The organism is Arthrobacter sp. MYb227, assembly GCF_002975435.1.
Lineage (GTDB): Bacteria > Actinomycetota > Actinomycetes > Actinomycetales > Micrococcaceae > Paeniglutamicibacter.
The window spans coordinates 38,337-59,130 of the sequence record NZ_PCPT01000007.1 but is presented as its reverse complement, the minus strand read 5'-3'; the positions used below and the strand labels follow the sequence as shown (position 1 = coordinate 59,130).

Sequence of the window (20,794 nt, the reverse complement as noted above, 5' to 3'; positions counted from 1 at the left end):
GGGTGGGGTGCTCCTAGCTAGAGGGTTGAATCGGTGGAAGGTAAAATGCTGGCACCGCTTACCGGGCCATGGACGGCAATGGTTGCAACACCTGGTTCGTCCGCGAGTTGGTTCATGATTTCTGAACCATGGGCCACATTGCGGGCCAAAAGTGCAAGGGTGGGACCGGAACCTGATACCAAAGCATGGAGTGCTCCGGCAGCTTCACCAAGGTCACGGACCACACCAAGTTCTGGTGCCAAGGCCAGCGCTGCACGTGTCATGTCATTGACAAGCAGCCCGGATAACACCTCAAGATCCGCATCCATGAGTGCGCCAACCATTGCCGGGTTAACTTCTGTGGGGGTGCTGACGTCCTCGTTGGCACGAAGCCTGTCAAGCATTCCGTAAACACGTGGTGTTGAGAGCCCATAAGATGCCGGGACCAGCACCCAATCGGTGCGCTCGCGCAAGAGTAGTGGGGCAAGTTCGTCTCCTACCCCAAGTCCTACTGCAGCGCCTCCATGTAGAGCGAAGGGAACATCGGCGCCTAGTCGAGCACCGAGCCTTGCTAGTTCTTCACGGTTCAGTCCTGTCCCCCACAGCGCATTGCAGGCCACAAGGGTGGCAGCCGCATCAGCTGATCCGCCGCCCATGCCCCCGGCAATCGGGACGCGCTTGGTAATGCAAAGATCTACCCCGGCAAAGTGGCCGGTGTGTTCGCGCAGCATCATTGCCGCCTTGACCACTAGGTTATCTGGCCCCAAGGGGAAGGATTCGGGGTCAGAAACGGCCGTTGAATCTTGGTGTAGTGAGACATGGATTTCGTCGTCAACGCGCGCAGTTGCGGCAACATCCTCATAGAGGGAAACCGCAAGATAAAGGCTGGCAACCGAATGGTAGCCATCTTCCCGGGGTGGACCAACTTTGAAATAGCAGTTGATCTTTCCCGGTGCCCGGGCCGTGATGGTACGAGTCATTGCGAACCGTTTTCCAGCTTTTGTTTGGCTTCCGCAATAGCAGTAAATTCGAGAATTCCAAGCTTTTCACCACGTGCTTGTGGGTCAATGCCGGCTGCTACCAGCGCTGCTTCGGCCAAAACCGGGGAGCCTGCCCATCCGGCCAGGGCAGCACGCAGGGTCTTGCGACGCTGGGCAAATGCGGCATCGATGACTGCAAAGACTTCTTCGCGGCTTGCCGTGGTCACGGGTGGTTCGCTGCGTTCAAAGCCAACAAGACCAGAGTTAATCTTGGGTGCTGGCCAGAAGACGTTCATCCCAATGACGCCAGCTTTACGCATGGTGCCGTACCAGGCACCCTTGACGCTGGGCACTCCGTAGGTCTTATTGCCAGGTCCTGCCGCCATGCGGTCTGCAACTTCATCTTGCACCATGACCAGCCCGCGCTGAAGGGACGGGAAATGCTCCAGCAGGTGTAACACCACGGGAACTGCAACGTTGTAAGGCAAATTTGCCACAAGCGAGGTAGGTTCGTGCGGTAGTTCGGTGATCTTCATGGCGTCGGAGAGAATTACCGTGAGACTTTCGGCCTTTGTCGGCCGGAATTCCTTGATGGTCTGCGGTAGCCGGGCGGCAAGCTTCGGGTCAATCTCGACGGCAACAACGCGTGCTGCTGCATCGAGCAGACCCAATGTCAGCGAGCCTAGACCGGGGCCAACCTCGAGCACTGTTTCGTTGGGATCAAGTTTGGCGGCAGCCACGATGCGGCGGATGGTGTTTCCGTCAATAACGAAGTTTTGCCCCAACGTCTTGGTGGGGCGTACGTCGAGTTCATCGGCGAGGCGACGAATTTCGGTGGCGCCTAGCAGCGGCGGCGGGGTTGATTCTACGGAAGTCACTGTTCAATCTTAGTTCAGGCACCAGCCACGGCAGACCGATGCGTCTCATAAACTCCGATGGGCCCCACAAAAGCGGAGCCCATCGGATGTATTAGCTTAATATTTTTCTGGGCCTAAGGCCGAAGAAGAATTCAATCGAGAACGATTTAGCGCAGTCCCAGCTTGCTGGAGCATGCTGGCCAGTGGCCCCAGCCACCGCTTTTGCGCAGATTTTCTGCGGTTGCGATCTGCTGAGCAGGTGTTGCTTGGTGCGGCAATGCTGCGTATTTTCCGCCACCGGCGCCACGCCAGCTGCTGGCGCTGAACTGCAGTCCACCGTAGTAACCGTTGCCGGTATTGATTGACCAGTTTCCACCGGACTCACATTTGGCAAGTGCGGCCCATGCACCGGAGACGCTAGAAGGAGTCTTGGTGACCTTGCTCGATTTGGCTTCAGACTTTGTCTTTGCCTTGGCTGGTTTTGGCTTTTCCTTGGTACCAACCGAAATTTCTTCGGTAACTGCCTTGGTCGTGACAGTCTTGTCGTCCAGGTCCTTAGAAACTTCCTTGCCATCTCGCAATGTCACCGTGTAGGTGAGCGTACGCTCTCCGTCGACACCCTTAGTGACTGTCTTCTTGGTGCCTTCCAGTGCCTTGGCATCCTTGACGGTCTTGGTCTCATGCGAAATCTTCTCGGTCTCGGTGACCTTCTTTGTTTCGATGCGAGTGACCTTCACAGCCATGCCCTCGGTAATAGCATCGCCGGGCTTGACGTTTAGCTCGTCATCCTTGCCGAGTTTAATCTTTGCTTCATTCAGGACTTCAGCGACGGTCGGCGAGGTGGATTCCAGCTTCTTGGTCTCACCATCAACCTTGATTTCAACTGCCTTAGGAGTCGAAATATCGATGGGTGTGCTCAACGCGGCAAGTTCCACGGAAGCGCTCTGAGCGATATCGCTCTTCACATCAACGTCGAGCTGCTTCAGTACATCGGCAACCGTCAGGCCCGTGGTGTGTACAACGCGATCCACGCCATCAATGTTTACCTGGACAGATTTGTTGCGCTTGATCTCAATTGCTTCACCATCAGCGATAGGAGCATCAAGCCCAGGGGAAACCACATCTAGGCTATCAACCTCGATCTGCGAGTCCTTCAGAACATCTGCCACTGTCGCGGCGCGGGTGGATACGCTTTGGCTCTGACCATCAATGGCAACGGCAACAGTCTTTCCGCCACCAACAAAAGTGACAAGACCGAGGATCAAAGCTGTTAGGACGGCTGCTTGCGCGCCGATTTTCACCCAACGATTTCTGAGGGCATTCTGCACAGGATTCCAAACTTTGTGTTGATCCAGGCACGGGGAAATGAACAAGGCCCCAACGTATCCCCCCAAACGACCGGTGATTCGGTCAATTCATGAAGAGATACCAATGCGAGTCCACTGAATTAGGTACTTTCTGAAAGTCGCTCAGGTACTAGCTCCACAAAACGGTTTTTAGAGGCCGCGAACGATTTCAAAAGCACCCGGGAATCTTCCCCGATCCCGGCTACTAAATACCAACCGTAACCGAATCGTAATATGGCCGCAAGAGACACGGACCACTCTGGCATAAAAAATCGGCTAGAAGTCTCCGTAGACGCGCTGTGTATTTGCTGCCAACAATCGACAGAACTCTTCTAGCTCAATACCTCGATGTTCGGCCATAAATCGCACCGTCTGTGGCAATAGGTAGCTTGCATTGGGTCGACCCCGGTAGGGATGCGGGGTCAGAAATGGGGCATCCGTTTCAACAAGTAATAATTCCGGTCTGGCTACCGATAACGCAGCACGCAAGTCATTAGAATTCTTGAATGTCACGGTTCCTGAAAATGAAAGATACCATCCGTGCTCATTACAGATCCGGGCCAATTCCTCATCACCCGAGAAACAGTGGAAAACCACGTATTCAGGAAGCTGCTCGCCTTTGAGCACACGCACAACATCGAGATGTGCATCACGGTCGTGAATCTGCAGTGCTTTACCGTGATCTCGTGCCATACGAATATGTTCTCGGAAGGAATGTTCCTGGGCTGGGCGGCCCTCTTCGCCGGTCCGAAAATAATCGAGCCCGGTTTCCCCTATGGCGCGCACGCGCTCGTGACCGGCGAGCGCCTCAATTCCCGCCAGTGCCGCTTCGAGTTCTCCCGTGGCCGCTAGACGTGCCGCGTCGTTCGGGTGGATGGCAACAGCAGCAAGGACCCGGGAGTCTTCCTGAGCAGCGCGTACCGCGAACTCCGAGGATTCAACATCGCAGCCCACCTGGATGACGCCTGGCACACCCACGGCGTTTGCGGCATCTAATGCTTGAGCCACCGTAACCGCGATTTTTCCGTCCTTAAAATCCATGTGGGTGTGGTTATCGGGAACGTTGAAGGGCAGCGGCTCGGGCGCCGAAGGGTAAGAGAGGTTACGTTTCTTACCGCGCTCATCCTGTGTGCTGCGGGTCAGTTCGGTTCCGTCGGGGCCAAGCTCGAGTACGGGCAGGTAAGCTTCGGGAACACCAAAGGTATCCCCAAGCTGGTGTTGTTGACTGCCGTGTTCCATAGCCATTGCGCTCCTCCAGATTTCCGGGCTGCCGTCTAGTGCAAACCCGGTGTACCTTCACTAGGTTACGTGGCCACGGGAAGTGCTTGGTGAGGAATGTGATCTCCAGCATAACTATGCCGGTATCGTTGAAGCAGGAATTTCATAAGTACTTCACTTCCCATTTCAGGAGGGCATTGCATGTCGCTATCCACCGAACCTCAGGTTTTATCGGCGGAGGAGTTTGGTCGTGTCTGTGAGGGCATCCTGAATGCCGTTGCCACGGTGATCGATGGGAAAGCCGAGGTTGCCCGTACGGCGTTGATCGTACTCTTAGCCCAGGGTCATCTTTTGTTGGAGGACGTGCCTGGCGTTGGCAAGACAATGCTGGCCAAGACGCTTGCGAAGACCGTTGATTGCAGTGTGCATAGGATTCAATTCACCCCCGATTTATTACCCTCGGACGTTACCGGCGTTTCAATTTTCAATCAGGAAACCCACGAGTTTCAATTCCGTCCTGGTCCGGTCTTTGCTCACATAGTGATCGGGGATGAAATTAACCGAGCCAATGCAAAAACCCAATCCGCCCTTCTCGAATGCATGGAGGAAGGCCAAGTCACCGTCGATGGAATTACCCACACCTTGGAAAGCCCTTTCATGGTCATCGCTACCCAGAACCCCATTGAGCTCGAAGGAACCTTTCCGCTACCTGAGGCTCAACGGGATAGATTCATGGCAAAAATTTCCATGGGTTACCCTGATGCAGCAGCCGAAATGTCAATGCTCGAAACCCACCAATCGGTTTCTCCCTTGGATGCTGTGCGCCCGGTGCTTGATCTTTCGCAGCTTCATACGCTGATCAAAACCGTTGCAGCAGTGTTTGTCTCCGAACCTGTCAAGGAATACATTGTGTCTTTAGGCAGGGCGACCCGGGAACATAGCGATATACGTTTGGGCGCTTCACCTCGTTCTCTTTTGCAACTTTTGCGCGCTGCCAAGGCCGAAGCCGCACTCAACGCACGGGATTTTGTGTTGCCCGAAGATGTACGAAAGATTGCTACAGATGTTTTGGGTCATCGCCTGATCTTGCATCGCCGGGCTGAGGCCTCCGGTAGCAATGCCGAGTCCGTGCTTGCCCAGATCCTCAATGCCATACCTGTGCGCGCCGGGGCGCGCGGCTAAGTCAGCAGATAGCTACAGACCATGAGCCAGTTGGAAACGGGACCTGCCGAATTTCGAGAATCGCCTCACACAGCACGTTGGGCCATCGATGATGAACCGGCGACTTTACGCGCACGCATACACCTGGGTTTCTTGACTGCCCGTGGGTGGGGCATCTTTGTTTCAGGTATCCTCGCCCTAGTGGGTGCCTGGATGTTGGGTCGGCGGGAGCTCATGGCCATTGCCCTATTCCTCATTGTTGTGCCGCTTCTTGCTGCCTTCGTGCTGCGCTTTGGCTCTTCATCTTTGGCCGTTTCACGCACCTTTAACCCAAACGTTGCAACCACCGGTGCCGGGGTGCGGGTGCGGCTCACCATCTCCCATCAAGGGCGCTCACCTGGCCAGCTCTTACTCAGTGACACTCTGCCCCAAGATTTTGGGCACGGACCCCAATTTTCCTACCCCACACCACATGCGTTGATCAGTGGGGATGGTTCTAAGAGTCTTTATGAATATCGGCTTCGTTTGGCTTCCCGCGGCATCTACGCCATAGGGCCAGTAAATGCCCAAGTTACAGACGTGTTTGGTTTAGCCACTCGGCCTTCCTCGGTGGATCGGCCAAGTGCGTTGGTTGCCATGCCCATCAAAGAAATTCTGGAACCTGGTCCGATGCCCGGCGAGCGCGGAGCCCATGGCGAAGCAAGTGCCAATCGGCGGTTAACCCCTGACTCCTTCGATGTCATGACCCGCGAATATCGTGATGGGGACTCAATACAGCGCATTCACTGGCCGGCAACAGCTAGGCGTGGAGAAATCATGGTCCGGCAAGAGGACTATCGGGCCACGCCGCGGGCCTTGCTCATCCTTGACCGGTCCCGGGCAGCATTTCTACAACAAGGTGTAGGTGCCGAACTGGGCATTGATATTCCTCAATACACCGCGCCTTCTAAGCAGTCGAGTCATCGTTTTGAGTGGGCGGTGCAGGCTGCCCTGGCCATTGGTGCGCACCTTTCTAACACCGGTTTTGGTGTGGAGGTGCTGGATCAGCAAGCAAGGCCCATCAACCAGATCTCGGCATCCGGTTCCGAAACCGGAGAGGAAGTCTTTGTGGGTCCTCATGCAGTAGAGGAAATGCAAGGTGCATTGGCTGCCCTGGGGCTGGAAGACAGCAGTAATCGAATTGATCAGGCTTCGCCGTCTTCAATGAGCACCGCCATGAGGACACGGTTGCGTGCCGATGGGGACCGCTTGGTGTTGTTCTTGGGTGAGATTCCTTTGGCCGCAGCAAATATGTGGATCGATGCTGTGGGTGCCCAGCGCAAGGTGATGGTGTTCTCGATTGTTCACCGACCCGAACATGCGCAGCCCATTATTGACCGTTTCAGGCAGGTCGGGTGGAGTGCTCTTGCGGTATCGCCCAAAACCTCACTCGCCGATGCCTGGGAAGAAATTGGCAGGTCCGTATGAGTGCTTCAACATTGACCCGAGCGCGGTCCCAGGCCGAACCGCCATCATCCCCAACCGCGTTGCGTTCTGGAAAATCGAGGATTTCGGCGTTCTTCGCTTTCGCTGCCACGGCATTTGCCGTGCTGGCGGCAACCGCTAGCCTCCACGGAGTCATCAGTGATTGGGGGTGGATGGTTCAGGTCGGCATCGTGGTGGTCGTGCTGTTATTGGTCACAAACACCGCACGCTATTTTGTGGTGCCACGTTTCCTGCCCCCGGTGTTGGGTTTGCTTGCGGCAATCCTGACAATGACCTTTTTATTCTTCGCTAATACCGCGTTTCTGGGTTTCATCCCCACTTCGGCCACTTACCAGGCGCTCCTGCAGGTGTGGGAATTGGCCAACACCCAGATGGGTTCCCAGGTCCCGCCCGTTCCAAGTACCGGGGTCATAGTCTTCTCCGTGACTATCTGGGCCGCGGTTATCTCTTTGGCCGTGGATACTCTTGCTTTCACGTTGCGTGCACCTGTCATAGCCGGGATTCCCTTAGCCCTGTTCCTGACCATCGCTTCGCTCTTCGAACCGCAGGGCGCAGGCATTGGCAGCGTCGCCACCACCGGCGTGGGGTTCTTGTTCATTCTTGCTGCGGCACGTCGGCTTGAGGTGGTACATCCTAAGCTCGATGGACATCCCGTGCAGGTCGAAACCTTAGGCTCCGGTTCCAAGCTTCATGTGCGTCTCCCTGCTAAACCCGGAAACTCAATGATCCAGGGTGTTGTGGTGCTGGTGGGCGCCTTGATCACTATGTTGCTGCTTCCAGGAATCGTACCCGGCTTCAGCAAGGGAATGTTGGTTGAAGGCACCCGCCCTTCATGGGGCAATGTGGCAACCAATATTGACCCAATGATCGCCTTAGGTAATGATCTGCGCAGCAGTTCCTCGGGCCAGGTGTTGCGTTACTACACGGATGCCACATCCCCCTTGTATTTGCGCACCTCGGTCATTGGCAATCTGGAGGGGACCAAATGGAAACCCGATGATTCTTTGTTGCGGGTTCCAGTATCTGAAAGTCTTCCGGTGCCCATGTTCCCCACGATGATTTCCGAAAGTCACGCGGTGATCACGCGCGTGGTGACCGACAGGTATCGCGGTGCTTGGCTGCCGGTTCCCGGGAACCTAACATCTGTGGAGGGTTTGTCCTCGAACTGGCAATGGATCCCCGATACCAGTACCGTCCTGACACAAAATCCGGGGCAATCTGCCGAGCAAGACTTCATTGGTTTAAGCCAAGAACCTAAGATCACTTCACAAACACTGCATGAGGCCAGCCGACAGTTAGACGAGGGCTACTTTGATTCGGTTAATCCCGAATACTCGCAATTGCCCAACAACGTACCAAAATCTGTAAACACTGTCATCGAGAAGGCCACCGCTGGTGTTGAGGACGCTACAGCATACGAGCAAGCCGTTGCCATACAGGATTACCTACGTTCTAAAGCATTCACGTACTCCGAGAAAACCCCGGTTCAGGACGGTTATGACGGTAGCGGCATGGATGTCATTGCTGCTTTCTTAGAGAAAAAATCGGGATACTGTATCCATTTCGCCTCAACCATGGCGCTCATGGCTAGGACGTTAAACATTCCAAGTCGGATCGTCACCGGGTACTCACCAGGAGATCCAAGCGGAGATTCCGTGACCAGCAGTTCCGGAACTAAACTCAACGAGTTCTCCGTGACCTCACGAAATGCTCATGCCTGGCCCGAGCTCTATTTCCCGGGGGCCGGGTGGGTAGCATTTGAGCCAACTCCGGGCCGCGGAGTGCCTCCGGCTTACGCTCCGGCGCAGGCAGCGCCGACCCCAAGCCAGGGTGAAGATCCACGTCTAACTAATCCCACAGCCAAGCGTTCGGAACAAAGCGCTCCTACGTCCCCTTCCGCTCAGTCGGGAGCCGCAACAAACCAACCTTCGGCGGATGAACCGGTCTCCCCCTGGCCATGGCTCGGTGCTCTAGCCATCGTCCTCATTGCTGGTGTTCCGCTACTGATGCGTCGAATCCAACGTTCGACTCGAATCTCGGCAATAGAAAAACCTGGCACGCTTGGGAGCGAAACTGGTGCAGCTGCCGCATGGGCCGAATTGGTGGCATTGGGTATCGATCATGCAAAACCCATGCGTCAAGATGAATCGGCAGGTGATTATTCACGCCGTCTTGCCAAGCATTTCGCCACGGTTTCTGCCGATCTTCAGATGCTTGCAACAAGCTACGAACACCAAAACTATTCCCAAACCACACTAAAGCTCTTCACTACCCAAGAACTCACTGATGCCTTAGAAAATATTGGCCATGCCATGGCTAAAGAACAGTCCTTTGGTTCAAGGCTCTGTACAGTTTTATGGCCACGGTCGGTGTTTGCTCCTAAGCCCTTAGAAACTGCTCATTATTTGGGCTCCAAGTAGATTCTCAACTGTTCCAAGTGATCGGGTGGATTAAATCCGGTTGCCTTGATTTTGGCTAGGTTTAGCACGCTGTTGGCTGGGCGCGGTGCGAAGAATCTTTGCTCGCTGAAATATTCGGAGGTGCTCGTTTCTTTCACCCGGACTTCGCTATAACCCAAGATTTTAAAGGTCTCTTTGGCTATCGTTGCCCACGAAACGGGTGTCCCATCATTTGTCAGATTATAGGTTCCAAAGGGCGCCTCGGCGTGTAGCACATGCAAGATTCCTCGGGCTATATCGGTGGCAAAGCTAAGCCTTCCCACCTGGTCATTTACCACTTCGGGGTCGAGTCCTGTCGCGGCAAGCCGGTGCATTGTTGTTATGAAGTTTCTCCCGTCCCCAATGACCCAGCTGGTTCGGAAAATGTAATGCCGCAACAGCCCTTTGACCACGCTGTCACCTGCCGCCTTAGTTTGCCCATAAACACCTAGGGGGCATACTGGGGCATCTTCGGCATAAGAATTTTCTCGTCCATCAAAAACATAGTCACTTGAAATGTGCACCAAAGTGATTCCATGCTTTGAGCATTTTTGTGTAAGTTCGCTCAAGGCATGAACGTTAACTTCCCACGCTTTTTCTCGGCCTTCTGGTGTTTCCGCCACATCAACCTGGGTAAAAGCCGCAGCATTAATTACTGTTTCATACGCCGCCCAGTCGAGATCGGCAAGATCTTGGGCATTGCAAAGGTCAAATTCTTCCCGGGTCAGAAACTCAAAGTCTTCGTCACCTGCAACTGCTATTGCAAGCGCTCGGCCGAGCTGCCCATTGCCCCCGAGGACTAATGTCTTGCGTTTTTTCATCGGTACTACCGCTGCAAGATCCGGATGGTTCTTATCCGCTTCGGAAATTGTTGCTTGTTGCAGGTCCACTGGCCAGGGGATGGCAAGTCGTTGGTCGGCCAGATTTACAAAGGTGTATTGGTTTTTAGCTTGTTCGGACCAGTGTTCGGTGACTAGATAGCTGTACCCGGTGTCTGGTTCAAGGGTTTGGAATCCATTGCCCACCCCTCGTGGAACGAAGATTGCTTGCCCGGCACGTAGTTCATGGGTATAGAGAGTCCCGAAGTTTTCTCCCGCGCGTAGATCTACCCAGGCGCCAAATACCGCTCCCCCGACAACTGCAATGTATTTATCCCAAGGTTCAGCATGGATGCCGCGGGTGGTTCCCCGCATTTTATTGAATGACACGTTGTTTTGAACCGGACGAAAATCCGGTAGCCCTGCAGCAACCATTTTTTCTCGCTGCCAATTCTCTTTGAACCATCCGCGAGCATCTTCAAACACCGGTAGTTGCACCAGTAAAAGGCCAGGAATACTTGTCTTTTGAACCGTTAAGGAGTTCATGCGGTGCCCACGGTCTTCACCGCTTCTAGCTTTCTGTCGCGTTCTTGAGATTCATAGCGCGCTTCGGTCTGCTGTTTTAGAGGTTCCCACCAGGCGCGGTTCTCCGTGTACCACTGAATCGTTGTTGAAAGCCCTTGGGCAAGATCTTCGTGCTGCGGAACCCAACCAAGTTCCACGCGTAGTGGGCTTGCATCAATTGCGTAACGCAAATCGTGCCCCGGCCGATCGGGAACCTTCTCATAGTCGTTTGCATTTTTTCCCATGAGTTCCAGGATGGTTTCGAGCACTACCCGATTATTTTCTTCTCCATTGGCACCGATGAGATAGGTTCGGCCCATTTGCCCGTGTTGCAGGATGCGCCACACCGCCGATGAATGATCATCTACATGGATCCAGTCACGGACGTTATTACCCGATCCATAGAGCTTCGGTTTTTCACCATTGAGGATATTGGTGATTTGCCGTGGAATGAACTTTTCAACGTGTTGGTATGGCCCATAGTTGTTCGAGCAATTACTCAGTGTTGCGCGTACGCCAAATGAGCGCACCCAAGCCCGCACCAAGAGGTCGGAAGCCGCCTTAGTCGAAGAATACGGGCTCGAGGGGTTGTATGGGGTCGTCTCGGTAAATCGAGCCGGATCATCTAGCTCCAAATCCCCATAGACCTCATCGGTGGAGATGTGGTGGAACCGTACATTGTGCAGGCGAACCGCTTCAAGGAGCATATAGGTTCCCAGAATATTTGTTTCAAGGAAAGGGGCCGGATCATGCAAGGAATTATCGTTATGCGATTCTGCAGCAAAATGAACAACGGCGTCGGAGTCGGAGACAAGTCTATCGACGAGGCTGGCATCGGTAATTGAGCCAATACACAGCTCGACCCGATCTTCGGGTAATCCATTCAGGGACTCACGGTTTCCTGCATACGTCAGTGCATCGAGAACGACTACCTGTGCAGAGGAGTGCTCGAGTAGGTAGCGCACAAAGTTCGCCCCAATGAATCCGGCACCCCCAGTTACCAAGATTCTTTTCATATTTGAAAGGCTATCTCCCCTCCCTATTCTTGACTAGGTGTGCCTACTATGGCGTTATGAGGGGGATCATTCTTGCTGGGGGAACTGGATCGCGGCTACATCCGATCACGTATGGGATTTCAAAACAGCTAGTACCTGTTTATGACAAACCCATGATTTATTATCCGTTGAGCACATTGATGCTTGCTGGAATCAAAGACATTCTTGTTATCACCACTCCATCCGATGCACCACAATTTCGGGGACTTCTAGGCGACGGCTCAGACTTTGGGATCAATCTTGACTATGCAGTTCAAGAATCCCCCGATGGGTTGGCTCAGGCGTTCATGATCGGAGAATCGCATATTGGCAATGAGGCAATCGCGTTGGTCTTGGGTGACAACATTTTCCATGGCCCAGGTTTTGGAACACAGCTGGCCGATTTTCATTCCGAAGCCGGAGCCTCAATCTTTGGTTATTGGGTCAAGGACCCCGGGGCATATGGTGTTGTCGAGTTCGATGCTGCGGGTCAGGCAGTCTCGCTTGAGGAAAAGCCCGAACAGCCAAAAAGTCATTACGCGGTTCCGGGCTTGTACTTCTATGACAACAGCGTTGTCGAACGAGCACGGAATCTACGGCCCTCAGCTCGCGGAGAACTCGAAATTACCGATATTAACCGCCAATACCTTCAGGAGGGTTCTTTGCGGGTCAACGTGCTTGCCCGAGGGACTGCCTGGCTGGATACCGGAACCTTTGATTCGCTCAATGATGCATCGAATTTTGTGCGAACTATCGAGGCCCGTCAAGGACTAAAAATTGGTGTCCCCGAAGAAATCGCTTGGCGCAAGGGTTACATCGATGATGAATCGTTGGAGGCGCGTGCCGCCAAACTAGGTAAGAGCGGCTATGGTGCCTACCTGCGGATGTTGCTCGAACAAAAGTTTGAAGACCCCTATCACTAGCATCCGTTCAAACCCAGAGGTGAACGCGGGAACAGTAAAGCGACGTGTGTGGGTGAATTCGCCAACACACGTCGCTCTACTTTGCAGGAACCTGAATTAGGTACCGCGAGCTATTTACTTAGACTGCGTACGGATCTGCGATACCGATGTACTGGGTGGTTGTGTACTCGGCAAGACCCTCGGCGCCGCCCTCGCGTCCCAGACCCGAATGTTTCACACCGCCGAACGGTGCTGCGGCGTTTGAGATGACACCGGCGTTGAAGCCGACCAGGCCGAACTCGATCTGCTCAGCAACGCGGAACAGGCGGTTGTGGTCCTTGGTGAAGATGTACGACGCCAGGCCGTACTCGGAGGCGTTGGCCAGCTCGATGGCGTGTGCCTCATCGCGGAAGGTAGTCACCGGGGCTACGGGTCCGAAGATTTCCTGGCGGAGGATCTCGGCATCGTTAGCAACGTTGCTCAGCACGGTCGGGGCGTAGAAGAAGCCTGGGCCTTCAACGGGTGCGCCGCCGGTGATTGCAATGGCACCGGCTGCAACTGCCTTTTCAACAAGCGCGTGAACATCATCGCGGGCATTGCCGTCAATCAGCGGGCCGACGTTGGTGCTCGGGTCGGTGCCACGACCGGTCTTCAGTGCGCCCATGGCTGCGGCGAACTTGGTGGTGAATTCCTCTGCAACGGCTTCGTGAACCAAGAAGCGGTTTGCTGCGGTGCAGGCCTCGCCCATGTTGCGCATCTTCGCTGCCATCGCGCCCTCAACTGCTGCGTCAATGTCAGCATCTTCGAAGACCAGGAACGGTGCATTGCCGCCAAGTTCCATGGAGGTCCGCAGCACGTTCTCGGTTGCGTCCTTCATAAGCATCTTGCCAACCGCTGTGGAGCCGGTGAAGGAGACCTTGCGCAGACGCGAGTCGGCCATGATCGGGCCGGAGATCTTCGAAGCCGAAGCGGAGGAAACAACGTTCAGCACGCCTGCGGGCAGTCCGGCTTCCATCATGACCTGTGCGAAGAGCTGGGAGGTCAGCGGGGTGAGCTTGGCCGGCTTGAGCACCATGGTGCAGCCTGCGGCTACTGCTGGGCCCACCTTGCGGGTTGCCATGGCAAGTGGGAAGTTCCACGGGGTGATCAGCAGGCACGGGCCAACGGGCTTGGTCTGCACGATGATCTTATTTTTGCCCTCCGGGGTGGTGAGGTAGCGGCCGTAGTCACGGACGGTTTCCTCGGAGAACCAGCGCAGGAATTCTGCGCCGTAGGTAACTTCACCGCGGGCCTCTGGAATTGGTTTGCCCATTTCTAGGCTCATCAACAGTGCAAAATCCTCGGCGCGGGCGGTGATCATGTCAAAGGCACGGCGCAGGATCTCGGCGCGTTCGCGCGGTGCTGTCAGTGCCCACGAGGCTTGGACGGCGTCGGCGGCGTCAAGTGCCGCCATAGCGTCCTCGGAGGTGGCGGAGGCCAGCGTCGCCAGCTTCTCACCGGTGGCCGGGTCGAAGACATCAAAGGTGCCGCCGTCGGAGGCATCGCGCCATTCGCCGTTGATCAGCAGACCGGTGGGGACGGAGGCAAGTAGCGCAGCTTCACGCTCTGGGGTAATGGTCATCGGGGCGTTCTCCCTTGAACGAAAATTACGGGCAGTGGATCAGTTCACTGCCCACGCTAGTGCTACAGGCTAGGGCTGTAAATTTCTATCTGCACTATGACGCACCCCATGTGTTGTGCAGGTATCCCAAAGAGCCCCCGTCAGAAAATTAATTCCCGTGCTGGCTAGGCGCGAGCTTCAAGCACCGCGGTGTATAGCTCGCGCTTTGAGACACGTTCTTTCTCGGCGACAGCCGCAACTGCTTCTTTTAGACGTAGTCCTTCGGAAACCAACTGTTGCACCTGGGCAACATGATCAACTGCACGTGCTGGTTCTCCTGCCGGTGCACCACCAATAACAACTGCAATCTCGCCACGCACCTCTCCCTCGGCCCAGACCAATAGTTCATCAAGTGGTCCGCGGATGACCTCTTCATACATTTTGGTTAGTTCGCGGGCAATCGCACCGGGTCGTTCGCCGCCGAAGGCATCACGTAGCGCACGAATCATTGCATCCAAGCGGTGCGGTGCTTCAAAGAACACCATGGTGCGTTGTTCGGTGGCAAGGTCTTCGAGGCGTTTAGCGCGTTCCCCCGCCTTGCGTGGCAAAAAACCTTCAAAGGTGAAACGGTCGGTGGGCAACCCTGACAGGGCAAGGGCCGTAAGTACCGCCGAGGGGCCGGGAACTGCCGTCACGGTGACACCCGCTGCAACTGCTGCCTCGACGAGTTTAAAACCGGGATCGGAAACTGCTGGCATGCCGGCGTCGGAAACCACAAGAATAGTTGCACCGCCGGCCACTAGCTCGAGTAGTTCGGTCAGTCGGTGGGTTTCGTTGTGTTCGTGGTAGCTAATTATGCGTCCCGGAACACGGACCCCCAGACCCTGGGCTAGGTGTACGAATCGGCGGGTATCTTCGGCGGCAACAACATCGGCGCTCTTCATGAGCTCCACCAAGCGTGGTGAAGCATCGGAGAGGTTTCCAATAGGTGTTGCGGCTAGGACGATCTGGCCCGAATTTTCTTGAGTTTCCACACGCCAAGCCTACTGCCAGTGGTGCCTTCCCGGTGTACCAAGCACCCCGGCTAGTAGAGTGGGGCTGGTGAACACAGCAACACCGCCAACGATCCGCCGCTGGATGATGGCCCCCGAGCGGGCCTTTAGCATCCAAGCGTTGCGTGATCGACTCATCGGCCACGTTTTCGTACCTGGTCTGTGGGGTTGGATTGTTCCCCTCGCCATGACGGTGCTTGCCGGTGTACTGCGGTTTACAAATCTGGCACACCCGCATCTGTTGATCTTTGATGAAACGTATTACGTCAAGGATGCCTACACCATGATGCAAGCGGGCTACGAGCTGGAATGGGCAGAGACGCCAAATGATGCGTTCATCAGTGGTCACCCCGAACCCAAGGATAGTGCCTCTTTTGTTGTCCACCCGCCCTTAGGCAAATGGTTAATTGCCGCGGGTATGTGGATCTTTGGTACAGATAATGGTTTGGGTTGGCGGTTCTCCACAGCACTTTTTGGAACTCTCGCGGTCCTACTGATTGCCTTGATCGCCCAACGTATGTTTTCCTCCGTGATCTTGGGTGGAGTTGCCGGGGGGCTCGCGGCAATTGATGGGCATCAAATTGTCATGTCGCGCACCGGATTGCTCGATATTTTCTTGATGTTTTTCATCGTTGCCGGTTTCTGGGCACTGCTGAATGACCGTTATTACGGGCGTGAAAGGTTGGCCCGCGCACTGGCAACCCTCGATGGGAAATTACCGGATCCACGTCTACTCGCATACGGACCATGGCTCTTGTGGCGTCCCTGGCGCCTTGTAGCCGGTGTCATGCTAGGGTGTGCCGCGGGCGTAAAATGGTCGGCATTATCCTTTATCGCAGTCTTTGGTTTGCTGACTGTGCTGTGGGATCTCAGTGCCCGTCGCCGCGCCGGTATTCGGCATTGGTTCGTCGGCGGAATTCTACGCGAAGGCATTCCAGCCTTTTTCACAATTATCCCCACCGTGGTTGGCGTCTATCTACTCACCTGGACCGGTTGGTTTATGACCTCCGGTGGCCGTTATCGACAATGGGCGGTAGAAAATCCTTCGGAAGCCTGGAGCTGGGTTCCCTACTCGGTGCGCTCCCTGATCGAATATCACCGCGCTGCCTATACCTTCCATGAAGGACTTGGTGCTCCGCATGGGTGGGAGTCTTCCCCCTGGAGCTGGCTTTTTGCCGGGCGCCCGGTGCTCTTTTTCTACGAGTCTCGCACCACCGGGCAATACGGTTGTATGGATACCAATTGTGTTCAGGGAATCACCGATTTGCCCAACCCCATCATGTGGTGGGCAGCAACGCTGAGCCTGCTCCTGCTCTTGTTCTATTGCATCGGGGCACGCGATTGGCGCGCAGGTGCCATTTTGGGAGCTATTGGTGCCGGGTTCCTCCCGTGGTTTATGTATCCAGAACGCACAATGTTCTTCTTCTACACTCTTCCCTTTGCACCGTTCATGATCCTTTCCTTGGTTTATGTTTTGGGCAGGTTTATCCCCGAAGGGAGTGTAGATGCGTGGCGTAGCAGCAGAGCATTATTATTGACCGGATTGTTCTTAGCGCTCGTGTTACTGGTTTCTGCGTTCTACCTGCCAATCTGGACCGGACAAATGGTCAGTTACGAATTTTGGCGCCTCCATATCTGGATGCCAAGTTGGTCCTAGTCCCCAACCATAAATGTCGAGCCCCAGCGACGCTGGGCAATATTTTCAGTTCATCAACCAGCAGGAATACTCATGCGTGAAGTAAGTACCAAAAAACTTATTGAACTTTCCCCACATTTCAACACCACAAATTTACTGTTGGACAGGCTTGCCTCAGGCAATGAAACACCACTCTTTAGTGTCAAGCGCGGAGCGAGCTGGGTAGATGTTTCAACTGCTGACTTTGTTGCAGACGTTCGCCTGCTGACCAAAACTTTAATCGAAGAAAATGTTAAGCCTGGGGATCGGGTGGCGATCATGTCGCGCACCCGGTACGAGTGGGCCCTGGTGGAGCAAGCCATCTGGTTTGCCGGGGCCATCTCTGTGCCGATCTACGAGACAAGCTCACCATTCCAGGTCGAATGGATTTTACGCGATTCCGGTGCCCGTCATGTATTCACCGAAGAACCCCAGCATGCCGCGGTGGTTCGTGCCGCTCTTGCCTCGTTGGGTGAAGAAGTGACAATTTGGCCCTTTGAATCCGCTGGCACGCAAAACTCGCTCGATAGTATCCCGGCAAGCGGTCTACAGAAACTACTCATGCAAGGTGCTTCATCGGCAATCACCGAGGCCGATGTTGAGCACGCTCGCAGTGGTACTCGGCTCGGTGATACGGCGACCCTTGTCTATACCTCGGGAACCACCGGTCGGCCCAAGGGCTGCATGATGACTCACGCAAACTTTTCGGAAGTCGCGGTGAATCTTGCACCGCATATGGCAAAGGTACTCGGGGATGGGGAACGTACCTTGATGTTCCTGCCCTTGGCCCACGTATTTGCCCGGGCCGTCCAACAAGTATGTTTGCACGCCGGGTCGACGATTGCGCATACGCCCTCGGCTGCAACGCTGGTTGAAGATATGAAGGCCGTCAAACCCGGCTTTCTTCTGGCGGTTCCACGCATTTTTGAAAAGATCCGTGCCACGGCCTCTGCCACCGCCGAATCGGCCGGTAAGGGGGGCCTCTTTGCTCAGGCAGAGGCCGTTGCCATCGAATATTCCAAGGCAGCCGATGCCCGCGGTCGAGGTTTCAAGAGCCGGCGTTCGCCACTATTGTTGGCCAAGCATGCACTGTTCAATAAGGTCTTGTACCCCAAGTTGCGTGCCGTGCTCGGTGGCAACGCCCGGTACACAATTTCCGGAGCCAGCGCATTAAACCCAGACCTTGCGCATTTCTTCCGTGGTGCGGGGCTGGGCTTGCTCGAAGGCTACGGGCTTACCGAAACAACGGCCCCAGCCACAGTTAATCTGGCCGATGACGTACGGGTAGGAACCGTGGGAATCCCGATTCCTGGTACCACCATTAGAATTGCACCCGACGGCGAAGTGTTAGTCAGGGGCATCGGCGTCTTTGCCGGTTATCACAACAATCCCGAAGCCTCCGCGGGCGCCTTTGATGCCGAGGGTTTCTTCAAGACAGGTGACACGGGTTCTCTCGATGAGGCAGGATTCCTAAGCATCACCGGACGCAAGAAAGATATTTTGGTTACTGCCGGCGGAAAAAACGTCGCCCCCGGACCGTTGGAAGAATATGTCCGTGCCTCACGGTTGATCTCTCAGGTGGTAGTCGTTGGCGAAAACCGCCCATTTGTTGGTGCACTGATCACTCTCGACGCCGATGAGCTTACGTCGTGGTGCCGAGCCAATGGCTTACCTGCCATGAGTCTGAAGCAGGCGGCAGCGCATCCGTTGGTGCGCGATACCGTGCAACGGGCTATCGATGCGGCAAATACCACTGTGTCCCAGGCTGAGAATATTCGTAAGTTCCTAATCCTCGAAGAGGATTTCACCGAGGAATCAGGACATATGACCCCCTCCATGAAACTCAAGCGCAATAGCGTCATCGACGCATACGCCGCACAGATCGATGCAATTTATCTTCCGGTGCAACGCTTATAGCCAGCTCGTAACGGGCTGAATGCCGAATAAAAGGTTGAAGGGGGTAAGTGAATTTTTCCTCACCCCCTTCAACCTTTTGTTCAATGTTCTACTTCAACCCAAAGACGCGAGCTTCCTGGCGCAGCCTAGACTTTTCTCGACGCTTGGCCGAAGGCCATGTGAAGATCAGGGTGATCACGGAAACCAGCATGACGAGGCCACCAATGGTGATTGCTGCATCTACCCAGAACTGCGGCGGATAGAGCCTAATCAAGGTGTCCGAATAGTTGAAGGTCCAGGTCCCATTGGCGAAGAAAATATTGTGGAAACCAGTAAAGAAGGCGTCCCACCCAAGTATTGCAAGTGCGGTTAGACCCCCAAAGAGGGCAATTGTTGAAATTGCACCAGCAAATAATCCGCGACGGATACCCCCTGCATAGCTCTTGCCTAGGTAGAACAACACAAAAATCATGATCAGTGCCAGGATCGCACCGGACGCGTAGGTTAGCGAAATAACGTTTTTCACATCAACCATGTGCTGCACCTCGGTGTTGAGGAACAACGGATTACCCAATGGATCACGCAATTCACCCAGATACCGTGAATCTGCAACATTGTTTAAATAGTCGACGCCGTAGGAGCCGTAGGTCAACCGGTCGGCGGTGCTGAATCCAAAACCGTCCGCAGGGAAACCCGGGCGCTGGTATGCCGCCCAGAGGAATGCCGAGCTTGCCACGGCACGAATCGCCACGATCAACAACACAAATGGGTAAATTACGGCAAGTATAACCTGTAAGGTCCGGGCGAGGGGTGGTTTAGATCCAAGGGCAGCTTCTCGTGCAGCACGCCGTTCGCGGGCCGCTGGCGAGGGTTCCGGAGTGGGGCTATAAGCACCAAAAACCCGGTTTCGGGCTTCGGCAACTGCCGCAGCGGTCATTTCCGAATTTGCCTTGAGCGGTGGAACAACTGCTGCTTCGGGGGCAGGAACATTCGCTTTGAGCGCCGCTTGATCCACGGCCGGTAGCGTTGCAGTCGAGGAAGGGGCTACTGCTGGTTTCTCTGGTTCAACAGGAATCATGGCAATAATGTCTTCGATCTCTTCCGGTTTGTTTACCGGTTGGGTCACTTGTGCTTTGTTTTTGGCTACGGTCTTCGGTGCTGTTTCCGCCGGCGTTTTTGCTGCCGGCTTTGAAGCATCGGTTGCTTGTGGCTTGGCCGGAGCATTTGGTACCGGGTCATTCCCCGCGGCTGGCAACGCCTTTTTGGCTTCTGCGGGTTTGCCGGAATCAGGCGCCTGTCCCGGCGCCGCAGGCTTCTTATCGGCTTGCGTCTGAGTTGACTTAGCATCGGTCATCGCCGGGGTCTTTGCGGAAGAGGCCGGTGATGCTGCACTTGAAGCAAACGCGGAGGCTGCCGCGGCAGCTGCGCTGATAGCCGCATTGGGTGCAACCGGTGTACTCTGCGGTATCTGGTGCTCTACAGGCTCGGCAACTGGCTCCGAGAGGGAATCCGATGCTGGGATGACCGGTGGGATCTTGGTTTGTCCCTTAAGCGCCGCAGACCGTGATGCGGCAAGGGTTGCCTCGATCTTTGCGGCAGCAGCAGCGGCAGCAGCGCTCAGCGGTAGCCCCTCTGCGCGGGTACGGGCCGGGTTTAAACCTGTTTTTTCAGGCGGAGTGGAGTCTGGCGTTTCGGCCCGGGGTTCATCCTGTACTGCCATCTTTTCCCTCACAACTTCGGACGTTGGTGTCATACCGGTGCGAGGGTCAGCAACAATCCCGCCATTACC

Annotated in this window: 15 protein-coding genes; 6 read left to right on the top strand and 9 right to left on the bottom strand. The window is 55.1% G+C overall.

Going from position 1 to position 20,794, the window contains the following annotated elements; translation table 11 throughout:
* Positions 1-17 precede the first annotated feature (17 nt).
* The 4 genes from CQ018_RS14005 to CQ018_RS13990 all read right to left on the bottom strand — a co-directional run bounded on the left by CQ018_RS14005 (position 18) and on the right by CQ018_RS13990 (position 4,407).
* Positions 18-959 carry a 4-(cytidine 5'-diphospho)-2-C-methyl-D-erythritol kinase gene (locus CQ018_RS14005; protein ID WP_105550633.1) on the bottom strand — a complete coding sequence of 314 codons (942 nt, stop codon included), beginning with the start codon at positions 957-959 and terminating at the stop codon, positions 18-20.
* A complete protein-coding gene (rsmA, locus tag CQ018_RS14000) occupies positions 956-1,837 on the bottom strand; it encodes a 16S rRNA (adenine(1518)-N(6)/adenine(1519)-N(6))-dimethyltransferase RsmA (protein WP_105550632.1) in 882 nt (293 codons plus the stop codon). The genes CQ018_RS14005 and rsmA overlap by 4 nt, the downstream gene beginning before the upstream one ends.
* 146 nt (positions 1,838-1,983) lie before the next feature.
* A complete protein-coding gene (locus CQ018_RS13995; protein WP_308729194.1) occupies positions 1,984-3,117 on the bottom strand; it encodes a transglycosylase family protein in 1,134 nt (377 codons plus the stop codon).
* A gap of 321 nt (positions 3,118-3,438) precedes the next feature.
* On the bottom strand, positions 3,439-4,407 hold the full coding sequence (locus CQ018_RS13990) for a TatD family hydrolase (RefSeq protein ID WP_105550630.1): 969 nt from the start codon (positions 4,405-4,407) through the stop codon (positions 3,439-3,441).
* Between the two features lie 174 nt (positions 4,408-4,581).
* Here CQ018_RS13990 and CQ018_RS13985 point away from each other — a divergent pair, with 174 nt between their 5' ends.
* Genes CQ018_RS13985 through CQ018_RS13975 form a run of 3 tightly spaced genes read left to right on the top strand, consistent with a single transcriptional unit; the run spans position 4,582 to position 9,446 of the window.
* Positions 4,582-5,562 (top strand): MoxR family ATPase, encoded by a 981-nt coding sequence (locus tag CQ018_RS13985; protein WP_105550629.1) that lies wholly within the window; start codon positions 4,582-4,584, stop codon positions 5,560-5,562.
* 21 nt (positions 5,563-5,583) lie between these two features.
* The gene (locus tag CQ018_RS13980) at positions 5,584-7,008 is read left to right on the top strand and encodes a DUF58 domain-containing protein (protein WP_105550628.1); all 1,425 of its coding nucleotides are present in this window, start codon (positions 5,584-5,586) and stop codon (positions 7,006-7,008) included.
* On the top strand, positions 7,005-9,446 hold the full coding sequence (locus tag CQ018_RS13975; RefSeq protein ID WP_105550627.1) for a DUF3488 and transglutaminase-like domain-containing protein: 2,442 nt from the start codon (positions 7,005-7,007) through the stop codon (positions 9,444-9,446). Before CQ018_RS13980 ends, CQ018_RS13975 begins: the two co-directional genes overlap by 4 nt.
* Here CQ018_RS13975 and CQ018_RS13970 read toward each other — a convergent pair.
* Positions 9,428-10,828, bottom strand: a complete 1,401-nt coding sequence (locus CQ018_RS13970; protein ID WP_105550626.1) for a sugar nucleotide-binding protein — start codon at positions 10,826-10,828, stop codon at positions 9,428-9,430. The two genes, CQ018_RS13975 and CQ018_RS13970, sit on opposite strands and share 19 nt — an antisense overlap.
* The gene (gene rfbB, locus CQ018_RS13965; protein ID WP_105550625.1) at positions 10,825-11,862 is read right to left on the bottom strand and encodes a dTDP-glucose 4,6-dehydratase; all 1,038 of its coding nucleotides are present in this window, start codon (positions 11,860-11,862) and stop codon (positions 10,825-10,827) included. Before rfbB ends, CQ018_RS13970 begins: the two co-directional genes overlap by 4 nt.
* A gap of 56 nt (positions 11,863-11,918) precedes the next feature.
* Between rfbB and rfbA the strand changes: the two genes are divergently transcribed.
* The gene (gene rfbA / locus CQ018_RS13960) at positions 11,919-12,803 is read left to right on the top strand and encodes a glucose-1-phosphate thymidylyltransferase RfbA (RefSeq protein WP_105550624.1); all 885 of its coding nucleotides are present in this window, start codon (positions 11,919-11,921) and stop codon (positions 12,801-12,803) included.
* Positions 12,804-12,921: 118 nt separating this feature from the next.
* Here the strand turns inward: rfbA and CQ018_RS13955 are convergent, their stop codons facing one another.
* Together CQ018_RS13955 and rsmI are read right to left on the bottom strand one after the other, a co-directional pair.
* Complete coding sequence (locus CQ018_RS13955) at positions 12,922-14,403, bottom strand: NAD-dependent succinate-semialdehyde dehydrogenase (protein WP_105550623.1); 1,482 nt, start codon at positions 14,401-14,403, stop codon at positions 12,922-12,924.
* Positions 14,404-14,567: 164 nt separating this feature from the next.
* On the bottom strand, positions 14,568-15,416 hold the full coding sequence (gene rsmI / locus CQ018_RS13950) for a 16S rRNA (cytidine(1402)-2'-O)-methyltransferase (RefSeq protein WP_105550622.1): 849 nt from the start codon (positions 15,414-15,416) through the stop codon (positions 14,568-14,570).
* A 67-nt stretch (positions 15,417-15,483) separates the two neighbouring features.
* Between rsmI and CQ018_RS13945 the strand changes: the two genes are divergently transcribed.
* Positions 15,484-17,091, top strand: coding sequence for a dolichyl-phosphate-mannose--protein mannosyltransferase (locus CQ018_RS13945; protein WP_258142624.1), 1,608 nt, complete (start codon positions 15,484-15,486; stop codon positions 17,089-17,091).
* Between the two features lie 72 nt (positions 17,092-17,163).
* Positions 17,164-19,026: a long-chain fatty acid--CoA ligase gene (locus tag CQ018_RS13940; protein ID WP_105550621.1), complete on the top strand. Its 1,863-nt coding sequence runs from the start codon at positions 17,164-17,166 to the stop codon at positions 19,024-19,026.
* A gap of 88 nt (positions 19,027-19,114) precedes the next feature.
* Here the strand turns inward: CQ018_RS13940 and CQ018_RS20570 are convergent, their stop codons facing one another.
* On the bottom strand, positions 19,115-20,725 hold the full coding sequence (locus tag CQ018_RS20570) for a TIGR01906 family membrane protein (RefSeq protein ID WP_258142623.1): 1,611 nt from the start codon (positions 20,723-20,725) through the stop codon (positions 19,115-19,117).
* Positions 20,726-20,794: the final 69 nt, after the last annotated feature.